We start from the raw sequence: 18,520 nt of genomic DNA, 5'->3' as shown, positions 1-18,520 counted from the left end.
GTTATGATCTTTCTCATGGTGAATGTATTTTTAATTTTAGGATATAAATAATTTTTTAACTAATCAAAGCCCCATTCTCAACTCCATCTGAACTTGTACTGAGCGAAGACGAAGTTTCCGGATTGACAAAAACCAATTTCCCATCTTTATCATTGGTCATTAAAATCATTCCTTGACTTTCCACACCACGCAATGCCCTCGGTGCTAAATTCACTAAAACTGTCACGCGTTTGCCAATAACTTCTTCGGGTGAAAAATGTTCTGCAATTCCCGAAACAATTGTTCGTACATCAATTCCAGTATCCACTTTTAAAACTAAAAGTTTGTTGGCTTTAGGCATTTTTTCGGCTTCGATAATCGTTCCTACACGCAAATCCAGTTTGCTGAAATCTTCAAAAGTTGCAGTTGGTTTTTGTGGTTCTGTTACTTGGTTCTCCATAACGTTAGCTTTTTTAGTCGCTTCTAGTTTGTCAATTTGTTTTTGTATTTCGGCATCTTCTATTTGAGCAAATAATACTTCTCCCGAAACGTCAGGACCTCCAATTTGGTGACCAGCTTTGGTTAAATTCCAATTATCAAATTCCAAATTCCAATTGTTAACTTCAATGTTTAAAATTTTAGTCAGTTTTTTAGAAGTAAACGGTAAAAATGGTTCACATAATGTTGTTAAAACTGAAGCAATTTGCAACGCCACATAAATTTGTGTTTTTACTCTTTCGGAATCAGTTTTCACCATTTTCCATGGTTCTTCATCAGCGAGATATTTATTTCCTAATCGAGCTACATTCATTAGTTCACCTTGTGCTTCTCTAAATCGATACCTTTCAATTGAGGAAGAAATCACCGCAGGATACGCTTTTAATTCGGCTAACGTTTTTTCGTCAACTTCGGTAAATTCATTTGGAGTTGGTACAATACCATTATAATATTTATGGGTTAACACCACAACTCGATTGATAAAATTACCAAAAACTGCCGCCAACTCGTTATTATTTCTCGCCTGAAAATCTTTCCAAGTAAAATCGTTATCTTTAGTTTCTGGCGCATTGGCTGTCAAAACATAGCGTAAAACGTCTTGCTTATCTGGAAAATCTAGTAAATACTCATGCAACCAAACCGCCCAATTTTTGGAAGTTGACAATTTGTTTCCTTCCAAATTTAAAAATTCATTGGCTGGAACATTTTCTGGTAAAATATAGGTTCCTTCGGCTTTCAACATCGCTGGAAAAATGATACAATGGAAAACAATATTGTCTTTTCCAATGAAGTGAACCAATGAAGTGTCCGGATTTTTCCAATAATCTTCCCAATTTTTTCCTGTTCTTGAAGCCCATTCTTTGGTAGCAGAAATATAACCAATGGGTGCGTCAAACCACACATACAATTTTTTCCCACTTCCTGCCCATTTCTCCCCTTTGGGGAGATTAAGTGGGGCTGGCACATCAATTCCCCAATCTAAATCGCGGGTTACGGCACGAGGTTTCAATCCGTCATCTAACCACGATTTTACTTGACCCAATACGTTGGCTTTCCAGTCTTTGGCGTGGTCAACTAAAATCCATTGGGTCAAAAAATCTTGGTATCTATCCAATGGTAAAAACCAATGTTTAGTCGATTTTAAAATTGGCGTATCGCCTGTAATTGTTGATTTTGGATTAATCAAATCTGTTGCATTCAAAGTCGACCCACAACGTTCGCACTGGTCGCCATACGCTTCTGGATTGTCGCATTTTGGACATGTTCCGGTTACGAATCTATCGGCCAAAAACTGGTCTGCTTTAGCATCATACAATTGCTCAGTAACTTCTTCAATGAAATCATTATTGTCGTATAATTTTCTGAAAAATTCCTGCGCTGTATCATGATGAATTTTAGATGAGGTTCTGGAATAATTATCAAACGAAATTCCAAAATCAATAAACGATTGACGAATAATTCCGTCGTATTTATCAATAACCTGTTGCGGTGTAATGCCTTCTTTTTTAGCTTTCATAGAGATAGCAACCCCGTGTTCATCGCTTCCGCAAATAAACGCTACATCTTTTCCTTGTAATCTTAAATAGCGCGCATAAATATCACTTGGCACATAAACTCCAGCCAAATGGCCTATGTGAATTGGACCATTTGTGTAGGGTAACGCTGCTGTAATGGTATATCGTTTAGCTTCTCTCAATTCGGCTTTGCCTCGGGTTGGATTTTCTAACATGATTGTTTTTCTAAATAAACCACAAAAATAAGCAATTTATTCGGAGCTATTTCCAGCTTTCCGCTCTATCTTTTTATTTGTATTGCCTCGGGTTTATACCGAAACTTCGGGACAGTGGCAATACAAATAAAAAGGATGCCACTTCAATCTGGGCTAGAAACTATAGAAAACAGAACAATAATTCTATATTTGTAACACAATTTCTAAACCCAAAAGTGAAAAAATCTATTCTCTATATTCTATTTTCTTTATTCTTACATAATATTCATTCTCAAAAAAAGATGATTACACCAGCTTATCTAAAAAAAGGCGACACGATTGCCATCGTTTGTACTGCTCGCAAAAATATTGATGACAATTTAAAACCAACCATTGACTTACTAGAAGGATGGGGTTTGAATGTAAAAATTGGAAAAACAATTGGATTAGATTATTACCAATTAGCCGGTACTGATGACCAACGAGCAGATGATTTTCAGGAACAAATGGACAACCCAAACATCAAAGCGATTTGGTGTGTTCGTGGGGGTTATGGCACCGTAAAAATTATTGATAAGTTAGATTTTACTAAATTCAAACAACATCCAAAATGGATAATTGGTTTTAGTGATGTAACCGTTTTACACAGTCATTTAAACCGAATGGGGATAGAGTCTATTCATGGCACTATGGCAGTTTCTATAGCAAGAGCAACAGATGAGGCAAAGAATTCTTTGTGTGCGGCCTTGTTTGGAGACACATTACGTTATACTTTAGAATGCGACGCCTTAAACCACAAAGGCAAAGCCAAAGGAGAATTGGTTGGCGGGAATCTATCTATTTTATACAGCTTATTAGGTTCAGAATCGGCGATTGATTGTAGTGAAAAAATACTTTTTATTGAAGATTTGGATGAGTATTTATATCACATTGACAGAATGATGATGAATTTAAAACGCAACGGATGTTTGAGTAGTTTGAAAGGAATTATTGTTGGCGCAATGACCGACATGAAAGACAATGAAATTCCCTGGGGAAGAAATGCTTTGGAAATCATTGAAGATTCGATTAAAGGATTGAACATTCCGATAATTTATAATTTTCCAGCGGGACACATTCGCGATAATCGCGCCTTAATTTTTGGACGACAAGTTTCGATGGAAGTTACAGCAGAAAAAAGCAAAGTAGTTTTTGATTGATCACTCAAGTTTCATTCCGACGAAGGAGGACTCAAGAGCTATGCTCGAATTAGCGAAGCAACCTCATGGCGGTAGTAACTAGTATAAACTTTCTTTTGTAGAAATGAAAAATTTTGTGAAAAAATAATTTGAGGATTTCCATTTAGAATCTATTTTTTTTAAAAAATGAAAAACCAACTTCTTTATAAAAACATCAAAATCTCCTTTACCGAAGAAGGTAAAGGAACTGCTGTGGTTTTGCTACATGGTTTTTTGGAAAACAAATCCATGTGGAACGCTTTTATTCCTGAATTGGCTAAGAAACATCGAGTAATCACTATCGATTTATTAGGTCATGGCGAAACCGAATGTTTGGGCTATGTTCACGCTATGGAGGACCAAGCCGATATGGTTTATGCGCTGTTGTTGTTTTTAAAAATAAGGAAAGTAGTTCTGGTTGGTCATTCTATGGGCGGATATATTGCTTTGGCTTTTGCCGAATTATTTCCCGATAATGTCAAAGGTTTGTTCCTTTTAAATTCTACTTCACGTGCCGATAGCGAAGAGAAAAAAATCAACAGAGACCGAGCTATAGTTGCCGTAAAAAAAAATTATGGCGCTTTTGTAAGCATGAGTATTGCGAATCTTTTTAGTCAAGACAACCGCGAACGTCTCGCCACAGAAATTGAAAAAGTAAAAGGTGAAGCGCTCAAAACACCCTTACAAGGAATTGTGGCCGCACTCGAAGGCATGAAAATCAGAAAAGACAGAGAAGTGATTTTGCATTTTGCACCGTATCCAATCCAATTGGTTTTAGGTCAAAAAGATGGGGTGTTACATTTTGAAGAAAACATCGACCAGATTGAAGCAACCAAAGTCAAATTAACCACTTTTCCCGATGGGCATATGTCGCACATTGAAAATGAAAAGGAATTGAAGCAAGTTTTAGTGGAATTTTTGAAGAAGGTTTAGACACAAAGCCACGATGGATGCACAAGGTTCACCAAGTTTGTGTTCTTTGTGAAAAAGCTTAGTGAACTTTGTGGTTGGACATCACACTTTCTCTTCAAAAGCAATTGCCACATTCAATATTTCTTGAAGTAAAACCACAATTTGGGCCAAATAATTTTCCATAATTTCATGGGTAATAACGGTTGTTTTTACTTTATTTTCCTCAAAGGTAAACGGTAAAAATCCCGATTTTAAATTTTTAAACGAAATAATTCCGGCTTCAATTTCACGATTTTTGGCTTCTTTTTCAAACATAAACGCATACGCCAGCACCTGAATAATTTTTTCGTTTTTGATATCTTCAGTAAGTCCAATCCAATCTTTGAGCGTTACATTTTTCTGTTCTACTTTTCCAGTTTTATAATCTACAATTCTAATCTTTCCGTTGCGAAGTTCAATTCTATCCACTTTCCCAGCAATCTTTACAGGAAACGGTAATGTAGCATGTTCCAAAGTTTGACTTAGCTCAGCTTCTAATGCCAGAATTTGAACTTCATCACCATTTTCTAGTCCTTCTTTTTCGAGTTTCAAAAAGTTAAATACATTTCTTTTGGCCACTTCAAAAGCCAATAAATTTCTTCCTTTCTTGATTTCCCCTTCTTTGTAGACCAATTTGAATTGGTTTAAAACTTCATTTTCAATTTTATGAAAAAAATTATCAATATCAGCAACTGTTAAAAGGATTCCAACAAAAGGTTTGTATAATTCTTCGAGCGCACCATGAATAATAGTTCCAAGCGTATTCACAGCAATGTTTTCTTCAACTTCATCGGTTTCTCTAATGCGTAAAATGCGCTGAAAATAAAACTGTATTGGATTGCGGACATAAGTCGTTAAAGACGAAGGCGAAAAACCTTGTTCTGCTATTTCCTTTAGGCGAACCATTATACTTTCTGTTTTTGGAACTATGATACGTTGGTTGGCAACTGTAGGCACATCTGGATTGTAATATTGAAAAGACAAATTGTGGTTGGGTTGTTTTTCTACTTCTAGTTGAGTTATAAAACGGCTTTTTTCTCCTGCATCAAATCCTTCGCTATCCGAGTTGTAAATGAGATAAATGTTTTTGGCACGTTGCAACAAATGATAAAAGTGATAGGTATAAATAGCGTCTTTTTCTTTAAAAGTTGGCAATTTATATTCTTTTTTAACATCATAAGGGATAAACGAATTAGTGTTTTTTCCAGCCGGGAATTTGCCTTCATTGACCGAGGTGATGATAACCGTTTCAAAATCAAGCACACGACTTTCTAAAACTCCCATTATTTGCAGTCCATTCAATGGTTCACCTTCAAAAGAAACCTCTGCCAAATCTACTACTTGTTTGTATATGGCTTGCAAGGTTTTGATATCATCAATATTTTGATGAGAAGAGAAATACGACATCATTTTGTTAATGACTTTGAAAATGGAATAGACAAAAGCATTCGTGATTTTTTCTTCTTCATTGTCATAACTCAAATTGGCTTTTATTTTGAGTAAAATTTGTGAAATAGTATCTAATATGGCAACCGAAGTGTTATCCCATTTTTGAAATAACAATTGAAATAATTCATTGCTTTCTGGGTGAAGTTCTTCCAATTTTTTATGGGTGATGAAGGTATAATTGTTTTTATTAATAATGGAAATTAGACCATCAGCATTCAAAAAAGGTTCAATTAATGGATGTGTCAAAATATCGAGTACGTCTTTATAATACATCACATAACTTGATGCATTTCTTGTTAATGCATTGGTATGTAATTTAAAAAGTTTGGTTATCAGCAATTGCGCAGGATTGTTTTTGCTGGTAAATCCCATAGTGATGTTCAATGCAGCAACACTAGCGGGTAAAGAATGTAAAATAGGTAGCAATAAATGTTCCTCACCAAGTACCAAAGCAACATTTTGTATGCTGGAACTATTTTCTTGAATGAGTTTTTCAATAATACTTCCTGCAATTTTTGCTTGTCCAATGGATTTTGAAGTAGCTATGACTTGAATATTCTTTTCTTCTGAAAAATCATTGACTATCCATTCATAAGGATGTGTTTTATAGTACATCCATTCTGATTTGAAACGACGTTGAAACAATCCAGCATCGTGAAAAGTATCGTGTAACAACGTTTCATCAATGTCCCAATAGATTTTGGCAACATCTAAAGCCAATAAGTGCTGAATAATTTTCTCTTCGGCTTTATTGAGAGCATTAAAGCCCGCGAAAACAAACTGGTTACTCTTGTTTTCTGAAAAGTGATTAAGATTTTTTTCTGCTTCTCGATAAATCAAACCTTGATAACCGACACCTTTATTAAGTAGATAGTTGTAAAATGCATGATAATATTCTGGGAGTTTTTTCCAAAAGATTAAATAGTTTTCAATGAGTTCAGTTCTTTTATTGATATCAACAGACCAATGTTCTATTTCTTTGATGTTTTCAAGATATTTCAAAATGGTATCTGGTTCTAATAAATACCTGTCGATTTCATTAAAATCTTGTAATAACGTTTTTGCCCAATTGGCAAATGTCTCAAACGGTTCTGGTTTTTCGGTTATTGAAAGATATACTTCGTAAAATTCAAATAAAAGTTCTACACTGTCTATACTTCTTATTCCAGCCACTTCTTGAATAAAATCTTCGATGCTAATAATTTCGTGAGCAAAAATAGTATTGGCAAGAGAATTTTTTAATTCTTCTAAGAGAAAGACTTTGGCTCTTTTGTTGGGTAAAACAATAACTAGCTCTGAAAAATTTTCAGAATTAGTTATTAAAATTTCTTGTGCAAGTCGATAAAGGAATGTTCTTTTTGGCATTGTATAAAAATAAAAAAAGCCATTCAATAAAGAATGGCTTTTTCAAAATATAATTTATTTTTTTATTTGACGTTTATTTTCATTCCATCAACACCGCCAACATATATTACTTCAGTTCTTCTGTTTAAAGCTCTACCCTCAGCAGTTTTGTTTGTAGCTACTGATTTAGTTTCACCATATCCAATAGAGGTTAAATTTTCTGGTTTAACACCTCTTGCAATTAAAGCATCCATAACAACTTTAGCTCTAGCTTCAGAAAGTTTTTGGTTTGCTTTATCATTACCTACGCTATCTGTATGACCTTCAACACTAAACTTAGCATTAGGATAGTTTTTCAAGATTTCTTTAATAGCATCTAATCTAGTTGAGTTATCTCCTTTTTTAGCATCGCTTAATGTAGCTTTACCAGTGTTAAAGAATATTGCTCTAGCTTGAACTCTTAATTCTTCTTCTACGGCTTTAGTTACTTCAGGACAACCTTTGTTGCTAGCTGGACCAGCAATTAAAGGACAAGCATCTTCTAAATCTGGCACACCGTCTTTATCTGCATCTAATGGTGGAGGAGGAGGTGGACAACCTTGGTTAGATTTTGGACCTGCAACGGTAGGACATTTGTCTTCTTTATCTTGTGTTCCATCACCATCAGTATCTGGACAACCGTTAAATTCTTTTAAACCTGCTACGTCAACACAAGCGTCAAGATTATCAGAAATTCCATCACCATCAGTATCAGGACAACCATTGAATTCGACTGGACCAGCAACTTCTGGACAAGTATCGCTCGCATCTGTAATACCATCACCGTCAGTATCAGGACAACCGTTGAATTGTTTTAAACCAGGAACTTCTGGACAAGCATCGTCTTTGTCATAAATTCCATCATTATCTTTGTCTGAACCTCCAAATTTGAATGAAAGACCAGCAAAATGTTGCATGTGAGATGGCATATCTTCACGAACATCTTCAAAAGATTGTTTATATGTAGCACGGTAGGATAAACCAATAAATTCATTAAACCAGTAAGTTAAACCTAAACCTCCATTTAATGTTCCTGCACTAATGTCATCACCTATCCAAGTATAACCTCCACCAATGTGAATAGATGGGTCAATTGATTTAGATTTAATTAAGTTCATCAAACTATAATTTATCACAGCATCAACACCGTAATAGTCTAAGTCACCAGGATTAACAACAGTGTAATCGGCATTGTTAACTCTAGGTTGAACCCATTTATCAATTCGATTAATAGATCCTGTTACTCCAAAAGAGAAATTGTCTCCAACGTATCTTGATACGTTTACAAATGATAAAGAAGGTAGAACGTTCCAATTGTCATTAGCATTGAAAAATTCAGAAAATTGATCTTCTAATTTTGATGCAGCACTAACTCTAGTGTCTACTGCGTTAACCCCAAAGGATATTGCCCAAGGGTTGTTGTTGTCTTGAGCTTGTGAGCTGAAACCAGCTAACATTAACATAGCAACTAATAATTTGTTAAGATGTTTCATACTTGATTTGATTAGTTATATAAATTTATTTGGGGCAAAAGTAATACGATTTACTATAATATCAAAATATTTTGTTAAAATATAATGATTTAAATAATTTTTAATGCTTTACCAACTTCTGTAAAAGCCAAAATTGCTTTGTCAAGATGCTCTCTTGAATGCGCTGCAGAAAGCTGTACTCTAATTCTAGCTTTGTCTTTTGGTACTACAGGGAAAAAGAATCCTATGACATATATTCCTTTTTTCAACAATTCATCTGCCATAATTTGAGACAATTTAGCATCATAGAGCATTACTGGAACAATTGCTGAGTCACCATCAATAATTTCAAAACCAGCCTTTTTCATACCTTCTTTGAAATAATTAGTGTTCCATTCTAATTTATCTCTAAGTGTTGTGTCTTTTTCTAAAAGTTCAAAAACTTTTATTGAAGCACCCACAATTGCTGGTGCTAAAGAATTAGAGAATAAATAGGGACGAGAACGTTGACGTAAAATTTCAATAATTTCTTTTTTGGCAGTGGTATAACCTCCCATAGCTCCACCCAACGCTTTTCCTAATGTTCCTGTGATAATGTCAACTCTTCCCATTACTCCTTTGGCTTCCATCGTTCCTTTTCCTGTTGCGCCTATAAATCCAGCAGCATGACATTCGTCAACCATTACCAAAGCATCATATTTATCAGCTAAATCACAAATTTTATCTAATGGCGCCACTAATCCGTCCATCGAGAAAACACCATCAGTAACAATTAATTTGAAACGATGGCCAACTTCTGTAGCTTTAATTAATTGTTGTTCCAAATCTTCCATGTCTGAATTGTTATAACGATAACGAGCCGCTTTGCAAAGTCTAACGCCGTCAATAATAGAAGCATGGTTTAAACTATCGGAAATGATACAATCTTCCTCACCTAATAAGGGTTCGAAAACACCACCATTAGCATCAAAAGCCGCAGCATATAAAATGGTATCTTCCGTTCCATAAAAATCAGCTATCTTTTTTTCTAATGTTTTATGAATATCTTGTGTGCCACAAATAAAACGTACTGATGACATTCCGAAACCATGAGAATCTAAAGTGTCCTTGGCTGCTTGAATAACTTCTGGATGTGAGGATAAGCCCAAATAGTTATTGGCACAAAAATTTAGCACTGTTTTGCCGTTCACAGTTATTTCTGCACCTTGTGGCGAAGTGATGATGCGTTCTTTTTTAAAAATTCCATTTTGTTCAATGGTGTTTAATTCGTTTTGAAGGTGTTGTTGAATTTTTCCGTACATTTTGTTTGGTTTAAAGTTTCGAGTTTCGAGTTTCGAGTTTCGAGTTTCGAGTTCAAAGTTTATATGAAATCTTTACTCTATTTTCTTCTAAAAAGTTTACAAATTTACAACATTGATTGTTTCTCCAATATAAACTAATGCTTTTCTAGTTACTTTAAAACCCATTTTCTCCACGGCATTTTGGTAATTTTCTAATTGTTGTTGGTATTTTGTTTGAATTTCACCTGTTTTATAATCGAGTAAATACATTTCATTTTTATTCGTGATAACCATTTTATCGGGTTTTACAAGACCTCCATCTTTTTGAATGATGGTTTTTTCATTGAGCACGGTATATTTTTCAGAGAAAAACTCCGAAAGCTCTTGATGTGTTACAATTTCACGAATTGCTTTTTCTATTTCTTCTTTTTGCAATGAAATAATTAACCCATTTTCGATCGCTTTTGTTAATGCCAAATCAATATCGTTTTCTGTTTTGACAAATGACAAAATCTCATGAACTATGTTGCCATATTCAATTGCTTTTTGCTGGTTTGTATTCCACATCAAACTCTCTCGTTGTGCAATTTTTATGTTATTTGGATTTAAAGTAGCTTCTAACTGCGTTATGTTTTTTGTGTTTTTTGAAATGATCTTTTCAACAGAAAGTTTTTCATTGGTTCCAAATTCATAGTATAATTTATTTTCATCAAATTCGTTTTGACTTAACAAGTATTTAATGAAAAGTGTGGCCATATTATTTGGATATTCTCCTGTTGTTTTGCTTTTTCCTTGCATTTGTGAAATCACATATAACTGTTTTTCCGCTCTTGTCAAGGCAACATATAGAATGTTGATATTGTCTAATAAATCTTCCTGTTTTTTTTGATTATATGTTTGTGATGCTTCCTCTCCAAAACTTTCTATTTTACTGCTTTTATCAATTAATACTTTTGGTAAGCCCATCGTTTCTTCATCGGCATTAATCCAAATTTTTTCTCTTGGTCCTTTGCTATAATTTTCATTGGCAAAAGGAAAAATAACCACAGGAAATTCCAATCCTTTCGATTTGTGAATGGTCATAATTCGAATGGCATCATTGCCTTCGGGAGATGGAATGCTCAATTTCTCTTTTTGAGTTTCCCAATACGACAAAAAATCAGAGAGGCCAGCTTGATTTTTCAAGTCACGTTCTAAAACAATATCAAGAAAATACTGCACATAAGCATTTCTATTATCAAAGTGTATAAGTTTTGAAATTATAATTTCTACTGCTTCATAAAGCGATTTTTTACGAATAGTAGCAAAGGAAATTTCAAATTCAAAACTAGAAAGCCAGCGAACAAAATCTACTTCCTGTTTTTGCTCCATGCCTTGTGCAATAAAATCGTGAATAGGTGTTTTTTTGGCATTCGTTTGGGCTAAATAATAGAGAAAATGTGCTTTGGCTTCTAAATCACTTTTGTTTTTTAGATAGTATAAAAAATGAACAATAAACTTAACCTCCGAAGAGGATTCGAGTAATAAACTTTCGGAAGATAAAATGGGAATTCCCTTTTCGGTTAAAAAATTGGCAATGGCAGTTCCTTGTTTTTTCTTTCGGGTTAGTATTGCAATTTCTTTATTGGTAAAGCCTTTCTCCTTTATTTTTTCAATAGTTTTGAGAGTTGCCTCTAGAAATAATTCGTTTGTTTCCAAATTTTCTTCCTCTGTTTCTTCGGAATTGTATTCTGGTTTTTCCTCTTTTTTTAGAAAAGAAATAGTGACATACCCGCCTTTTTTATCATTGAATTTTTGATGGCTATGATTGGCGTATAAATCTTTGTAACTGTCATTTTCAAATTCGTTTGATAAAAATTTAAAAAAATCATTATTGAATTCTATAACTTGTGAATAACTTCGATAATTTCTTTCTAATGAGAATAATTTTTTATCTGGATTGGCAAATGGATTTTTGTCTTTGCTCAATTCGATAAACTGTTCAGCTTTTCCGCCGCGCCATCGGTAAATGGATTGTTTTGGGTCGCCAACAATCATCAACGAACCTCGTTCGCCATTCAAATCTTCGCTTGAAAGGGAATTGTCTATCAGTGGAATCAAGTTTTGCCACTGCATTTCAGAGGTATCTTGGAATTCGTCAATAAAAAAATGACGGTATTTTTCGCCTAAACGTTCATAAATAAAAGGAGCAGGTTGGTTTTGAATTTGTTCAAAAATAAGTTTGTTGAATTCCGTGATGGATAAAATTCCCTGTTCTTTTTGAATTTTATTCAATTCATTGTTTAAAGTATTGAGTAATGAAAGTGGCGTTATGTTTTTTAGAAAAGCGTCATAAAAATTTTTCTTTTCCATTTTAGTGTAAACGGAATTCACTATATCAAGCAAATTAGGAATTATACTTTCAATGATAGCGGTATCTTTTGCTGTTTTATTGATTTTTATATCTTCAAATTCATGATAGGTTTTATTCTTTGGATTGAATTTTTTCTCTTGAATGCTAATCAAATGCTTCGGAAAAAATCCACCAGAAAACGACTTGAGGTCAATTCCTTTATTTTCAATTAATGTTAGTGCTTCAATTGCTAAATTGGCACATTCTTCCTCGAGTTGTATGCAAAGTTCCGTGAGTTTATTTTTGATTTCAACAAATTCGATAATGGTTTTGTCATTAAAATGAGTAATTTCTTCACGATTATTTTCGTTAAGGATTAATTTACCGGTTTCCATAATTTCTTTGGAAATATCCCATGATTTATCGTCATCGGTTTTTTCCATTGTGAAATCTACTAGTAATTTGGTTAAGATTTCATCGTTTCCAGCTTCGGCAATGATAGCATCAACGGCCTCTGTCAAAAGGTTTTCGGAATCGAGTGAAACATCAAAAGTTATTGGCAATCCTAAATCATGTGCAAAAGCTCGAATTACTTTGTGTGTAAATTTATCAATAGTTGAAATGTCGAAAGAAGTGTAATTATGGATTAAGTTTTTGATAATACTTTTAGCTTTTTCGGTAATGCTTAGCAAACTCAATCCGGTTTCAATCTGAATGCTCTTCATCAGTTGTAGCGCTTTTTCGCTAGGGTTGTCTTTGGCGAATTCAGATAAACTTTCCACCACACGACTTTTCATTTCGTGCACCGCTTTGTTGGTAAACGTAATGGCTAGAATATTGCGATAAGCATCTGTTTTTTTTGATAAAAGAATAATTTTTAAATATTCTTTTACCAATGTGTAAGTTTTTCCAGAACCAGCAGAAGCGTCGTAAATAGAGAAAGCGGTTTTTTGCATTAGGGTTTAGTTATTAGATAAACAAAATTCAATTTACTTTCTTCGCCATAATATTCGACTTCAAACTCATCGACTTTCACGGCACCAATTTTTTCAATGGCTTTTTGAGAACGGTAATTGTGTGCTCCTATATGAAAATACACTTTCTCCACAAATTGAAAAGCATAATCCAGCATTAGTTTTTTCAACGCTTTGTTATACCCTTTACCCCAAAAATTTCTTCCAATAAAAGTATAGCCAATTAATACCGAAGTCTCGGTAGAGTTTTCATTTTCATTAAAATCATAATAACGACTACAGCCAATAACTTCATTGGTTTTGGTGTCGCGAATTAAAAACGCCCCTTTGGATAGCATAGCCCCTTCAAAATAATTCTGAAAAACATCGCGTTGATAACGTAATTTGTTAGGATGTTGCTCCCAAACCAATGGGTCAGAAGCAACTTTATATAATGCTGAAAAATCAGTTTCTTGAAGTGGAATTAACTGAATTATCTCGTTTTTTAAATTAATTGGTTGAAGGTTAAAACTCATTTAGCGTAACATTGTTTTTTTTAATAGAATTATATAAAAATAGTATTTCTTTTTACGAAGTTAAATGTATAAATTTGAATTCAATTTAATAGTAACTAAAATAAAAATATCATGGCTTTTGAATTACCACAATTAACTTACGCATACGACGCGTTAGAACCACATATTGATGCCAGAACGATGGAAATTCATCATTCAAAACATCATAATGCTTACACCACCAATCTGAATGCTGCCATTGCAGGAACAGATATGGAAGGGAAATCAATAGAAAATATTCTAATTAATTTAGATATGAAAAACATGGCCGTTAGAAATAATGGTGGTGGATTTTACAATCACAATTTATTTTGGAGAATTATGGCTCCGAATGCTGGCGGAAAACCAACAGGAGAATTAGCACAAGCTATCGATGCTGCTTTTGGTTCGTTTGATGAATTTAAAGCGCAGTTTGCAAAAGCAGGTGCAACTCGTTTTGGTTCAGGTTGGGCTTGGTTATGTGTTCACAAAGGCGGAAAAGTAGAAGTTTGTTCAACGCCAAACCAAGATAATCCATTAATGCCTGATACTGCTTGTGGAGGTTTTCCAATCCTTGGAATGGATGTTTGGGAACATGCCTATTATTTGAATTATCAAAATCGTCGTCCTGATTATATTGAAGCTTTCTTTAATGTTATCAATTGGACTGAAGTTGCTCGATTGTATGCAATTGAAAAATAAATTTTATTTTAAAAGAGTAAAAAACCGGTTGTGATAGCAATCGGTTTTTTTATTTAGAAAGAAAAAAAAAATAAACAGGCGGAATTGCTTCCACCTGTTTGCCCCAAATCTACCATAAACTTAACTTACATTAAATATAATGGTAGAGCAAATTTACTCATAACATTTTAAAAAATGTTAAATTTTAACAAAAATATATTGGAATGAGGGTCAAATGATGGTGAAACTTACTTTTTTGTTGATTTTTAAGTCAATAAAAATAAAAAAGGTGAAAATTTCTTTTCACCTTTTTTGCCCCAAATCTACCATAAACTTAACCTACTAATGCTATGGTAAGGTCAAATGTAATGGTATTGATATAGCACAAACAAATATTTTAGATGAACGGCATCAATAATCGTTAAAAGACAAAAAATGTTAAATTTTTAGTAAGCTCGAGTATCTTTTCCTTCGTAGAAATTCATAAACGCCTTATTTACAACTCTATTTCCTCCCGGAGTGGGATAGTCGCCGGTAAAGTACCAATCGCCTAAATTTTTTGGACAAGCAATATGTAAATTTTCTACCGTTTGGAAAATAATTTTTACTTCGGCATTAATGTCTTCTGGGTGCAATAATTGAGCAATTTTATTAGATATCTCGGAATCAGAAAAAGGGGCATAAATTTCGGTTACATAATTCACAACGTCTGCATCTTTTATATTTTCTTGAGATTTACATTTCTTGTAAACATTATCAACAATGTGATATGAATTTCTTTCTTTCAATAATTCAATTGCTGCTTGAAAAGCAATTAAACCTTCCAGTTTTGCCATATCAATTCCATAACAATCGGGATAACGAATTTGTGGTGCAGACGAGACAACAACAATCCGTTTAGGATTTAGTCGATCCATCATTTTAAGAATACTTTTTTTCAAAGTAGTTCCGCGTACAATACTATCGTCAATGATGACTAAATTATCGGTTGGTTTAATTACACCATAGGTCACATCATATACATGTGCCACTAAATCATCACGACTACTGTCTTCGGTTATGAACGTTCTAAGCTTAGCATCTTTTATAGCAATCTTTTCGGTTCTAATTTTTACTGATAGTATTTCTTCTAATTTTTCTTTGGTAAGAACTTTTCTATTGTTTAAAATAAATTGATTTTTTCTTTGGTTTAAAAAATCATTAGCCGCTTCAATCATTCCATAGAAAGAAGTTTCAGCTGTGTTTGGAATAAATGAAAAAACAGTATTATCTGTATCATTTTCAATTGCCTGAAGGACTGCTGGCAAAATTAATTTTCCCAATTCTTTTCGTTCCTGATAAATTTCGGCATCGCTTCCTCTAGAAAAATAAATACGTTCAAAGGAACATGCTTTTTTGATAGTTGGAGTAATAATTTCTTGTTGAGAAACAGTGCCATTTTTTTTGATAATTAAAGCATTTCCAGGTTGTAATTCTTGCACTTTGTCAAAAGCAACATTAAAAACTGTTTGAATTACGGGTCTTTCGGAAGCGACAACTATAATTTCATCGTCTTCATAAAAATAAGCTGGGCGAATTCCAGCTGGATCACGAAATACAAAAGCATCACCATGACCTAAAAGTCCAGCCATGGCATAGCCGCCATCCCAACCTTTGGAAGCGCGTTTTAAAATCTTTGCAAGGTCTAATTTCTCTGCAATAACAGGTGAAGCTTCTCTTTTTGACAACCCATTATTTTTACATTCTTGGTACAAATCAGTAACTTCATCATCAAGAAAATGACCTATTTTTTCCATTACCGTCACGGTATCCGCCATTTCTTTTGGATGTTGACCCAATTCCACTAAACTATTGAAAAGTTCCGTTACATTGGTCATGTTAAAATTGCCAGCTAAAATTAAATTTCGATGCATCCAATTGTTTTGACGTAAAAATGGATGAACGCTTTCCAAACTGTTTTTTCCAAAAGTTCCATAGCGAACATGGCCTAAAAACAATTCGCCTATGTAGGGTATATTTGCTTTTTGTAAACTCACATTATCTTGATATTCTGGATGTGAATTTAATTCATCGTTAATTCGCTCATTGATTTGAGCAAAAACATCTTGAATAGCTTGCGATTTATTGGAGCGCACACGACTGATATATCTTTCACCTTGCGCAACATCCAATTTGATAGAGGCAAAACCTGCTCCGTCTTGTCCGCGGTTGTGTTGCTTCTCCATCAGCAGATACATTTTTTGTATGCCGTAAAAAGCCGTACCGTATTTTTCTTTGTAGAATTCCAACGGTTTTTTTAATCGTAAAAGGGCTATTCCACATTCGTGTTTTAATGCGTCGCTCATTGGATTGTAGTTGTTAGTTATGTGTTTATATTAACCGCGAATTCACGAATTTTATTTCAATCGATTTAAAAAAATAATTTGCGAATTTGCGGTTATTTTTAAAATAAAAATGCCCCGACCCGAGCCCTGAAAGGCGAACAGAGCGGAGCTAAAATTCGAGGCGTAAATTTATTGTAATTCTATTTCAAATTGTGTTAACGCTTTGAATTGTTTCAATCGCTCTTGCACTTCTTCTTTTGTTAGTGAAAGCATTCTTTCGGTTCCAAATTTCTCTACGCAGAACGAAGCCAAGTTAGAACCATGAATAATAGCACTTTTCATATTCTCAAACGAGATGTTTTCGCTTTGCGTAATAAAACCAGCAAATCCTCCTGCGAAAGTATCGCCTGCGCCAGTTGGATCAAAAACTTCTTCCAAAGGTAAAGCTGGTGCAAAAAACACTTCTTTGTTGTGGAATAATAATGCACCGTGTTCACCTTTTTTAATTACTACATATTTTGGACCCATAGAATGGATTTTTGCAGCCGCTTTTACCAAAGAATATTCTCCTGATAATTGACGCGCTTCCTCATCGTTAATGGTGATTACATCAACACGTTTTATTACCGCTAATAATTCGGGTAACGCACAATCCATCCAAAAATTCATGGTGTCCAAAACTACTAATTTTGGTGTTGAAGTCATTTGGTCTAAAACCGAACTTTGAACTAATGGATGCAGGTTGCCTAACATCACTACATCAGCATTGGTGAAATTTTGGGGAACTACTGGGTTAAAATCTGCTAACACATTTAGTTCTGTAATTAGGGTATCGCGAGAGTTCAAATCGTTGTGGTATTTGCCGCTCCAAAAGAAGGTTTTTCCGCCTTTTACAATTTCAAGACCTGAAATATATATATTTCTAGCGGTCAATAAATCTAAATATTCCTGTGGAAAATCATCCCCAACTACAGAAACAATTGCTGATTGCAGATTGAAATGCGAAGCCGAAAGTCCAATAAATGTTGCTGCACCGCCTAGAATTTTATCTGTTTTTCCGAAGGGTGTTTCGATGGCGTCAAAAGCTACGGTTCCTACTATTAAAAGTTTGTTCATTATGAGTGTTTCGAATTAAAGGTGCAAAGATAGGTTTTTAGTTTAAAAGTTTAAAATGGTTTGTTAAATGGATTTTCAAGTTGATTTAAGTTATTTACTTTTCATAAAATTTCCAATCGTCAGTGAGTTTTGTAACTAATTTGAAATTGTTATTGTAATGCTCATCCAATTCTATTGGATCTTCTGGATTGTATTCGGAAACTATAAAATTTCCATTATCAATAATAAAACCATTTGGGTTGTTAAACATGAAAACCATTTTTTTAACCATGGCGTCACTATTATAATCACAGGATTTATCAATGTAAAGATTGCCTTTGTAAATATGAAAACAAGCTCCAGGAAAATTTCGATGAGTACTACTTCTTTTAAGGTCAAATTCCAATGCTTTATAACTTTGTTCTAACAATTGATTGAGTTCGTTTAATCCTTTTGATTTTTGTTGAACGGCATGTCTAATGATGACACCAAACTCCGGTGATTGAATAAGAATAGTGTCATTTTTAGTAAAATCACCAATTGTGTCTTCAGATGGATAAGCTTCTTTGTTGATTAAATCGATTTATTGATCAGTAACTCTTTCAGTTGTTTCATAGAGAACAACGGATTCTTTTCGGTTTTAC

The 18,520-nt window shown here is 34.0% G+C and carries 12 protein-coding genes; 3 read left to right on the top strand and 9 right to left on the bottom strand.

The window, feature by feature from the left end; genetic code table 11:
- Positions 1–55 precede the first annotated feature (55 nt).
- The gene (gene metG, locus ACK5ON_RS06760; protein WP_409821066.1) at positions 56–2,206 is read right to left on the bottom strand and encodes a methionine--tRNA ligase; all 2,151 of its coding nucleotides are present in this window, start codon (positions 2,204–2,206) and stop codon (positions 56–58) included.
- A 281-nt stretch (positions 2,207–2,487) separates the two neighbouring features.
- Between metG and ACK5ON_RS06755 the strand changes: the two genes are divergently transcribed.
- Complete coding sequence (locus ACK5ON_RS06755) at positions 2,488–3,384, top strand: LD-carboxypeptidase (RefSeq protein ID WP_409821063.1); 897 nt, start codon at positions 2,488–2,490, stop codon at positions 3,382–3,384.
- A gap of 165 nt (positions 3,385–3,549) precedes the next feature.
- On the top strand, positions 3,550–4,335 hold the full coding sequence (locus ACK5ON_RS06750) for an alpha/beta fold hydrolase (RefSeq protein WP_409821060.1): 786 nt from the start codon (positions 3,550–3,552) through the stop codon (positions 4,333–4,335).
- Positions 4,336–4,416: 81 nt separating this feature from the next.
- Here ACK5ON_RS06750 and ACK5ON_RS06745 read toward each other — a convergent pair whose 3' ends face one another.
- The 5 genes from ACK5ON_RS06745 to ACK5ON_RS06725 form a co-directional block, all read right to left on the bottom strand.
- Positions 4,417–7,167 (bottom strand): PD-(D/E)XK nuclease family protein, encoded by a 2,751-nt coding sequence (locus tag ACK5ON_RS06745; RefSeq protein ID WP_409821057.1) that lies wholly within the window; start codon positions 7,165–7,167, stop codon positions 4,417–4,419.
- A gap of 62 nt (positions 7,168–7,229) precedes the next feature.
- On the bottom strand, positions 7,230–8,678 hold the full coding sequence (locus ACK5ON_RS06740) for an OmpA family protein (RefSeq protein ID WP_409821054.1): 1,449 nt from the start codon (positions 8,676–8,678) through the stop codon (positions 7,230–7,232).
- 89 nt (positions 8,679–8,767) lie between these two features.
- Positions 8,768–9,958: a glycine C-acetyltransferase gene (kbl, locus tag ACK5ON_RS06735; protein ID WP_409821052.1), complete on the bottom strand. Its 1,191-nt coding sequence runs from the start codon at positions 9,956–9,958 to the stop codon at positions 8,768–8,770.
- Positions 9,959–10,054: 96 nt separating this feature from the next.
- Positions 10,055–13,225: a UvrD-helicase domain-containing protein gene (locus ACK5ON_RS06730; protein ID WP_409821050.1), complete on the bottom strand. Its 3,171-nt coding sequence runs from the start codon at positions 13,223–13,225 to the stop codon at positions 10,055–10,057.
- Positions 13,225–13,758: a GNAT family N-acetyltransferase gene (locus tag ACK5ON_RS06725; RefSeq protein ID WP_409821047.1), complete on the bottom strand. Its 534-nt coding sequence runs from the start codon at positions 13,756–13,758 to the stop codon at positions 13,225–13,227. Before ACK5ON_RS06725 ends, ACK5ON_RS06730 begins: the two co-directional genes overlap by 1 nt.
- 111 nt (positions 13,759–13,869) lie before the next feature.
- Between ACK5ON_RS06725 and ACK5ON_RS06720 the strand changes: the two genes are divergently transcribed.
- Entirely contained in the window at positions 13,870–14,478 is a 609-nt protein-coding gene (locus ACK5ON_RS06720; RefSeq protein WP_409821044.1) for a superoxide dismutase, read from the top strand.
- Between the two features lie 425 nt (positions 14,479–14,903).
- Here ACK5ON_RS06720 and ACK5ON_RS06715 read toward each other — a convergent pair whose 3' ends face one another.
- The 3 genes from ACK5ON_RS06715 to ACK5ON_RS06705 all read right to left on the bottom strand — a co-directional run bounded on the left by ACK5ON_RS06715 (position 14,904) and on the right by ACK5ON_RS06705 (position 18,306).
- Positions 14,904–16,802 (bottom strand): amidophosphoribosyltransferase, encoded by a 1,899-nt coding sequence (locus ACK5ON_RS06715; RefSeq protein ID WP_409821042.1) that lies wholly within the window; start codon positions 16,800–16,802, stop codon positions 14,904–14,906.
- A 168-nt stretch (positions 16,803–16,970) separates the two neighbouring features.
- Positions 16,971–17,897, bottom strand: a complete 927-nt coding sequence (locus ACK5ON_RS06710) for a PfkB family carbohydrate kinase (RefSeq protein WP_409821039.1) — start codon at positions 17,895–17,897, stop codon at positions 16,971–16,973.
- 94 nt (positions 17,898–17,991) lie between these two features.
- Positions 17,992–18,306, bottom strand: coding sequence for a hypothetical protein (locus ACK5ON_RS06705; protein ID WP_409821037.1), 315 nt, complete (start codon positions 18,304–18,306; stop codon positions 17,992–17,994).
- Between the last annotated feature and the right edge of the window lie 214 nt (positions 18,307–18,520).

Origin of the sequence: Flavobacterium sp., from assembly GCF_046317795.1 — a bacterium.
Classification (GTDB): domain Bacteria; phylum Bacteroidota; class Bacteroidia; order Flavobacteriales; family Flavobacteriaceae; genus Flavobacterium.
The sequence above is the reverse complement of the archived record's forward strand: the minus strand, read 5'-3'. Positions and strand labels throughout refer to the sequence as shown.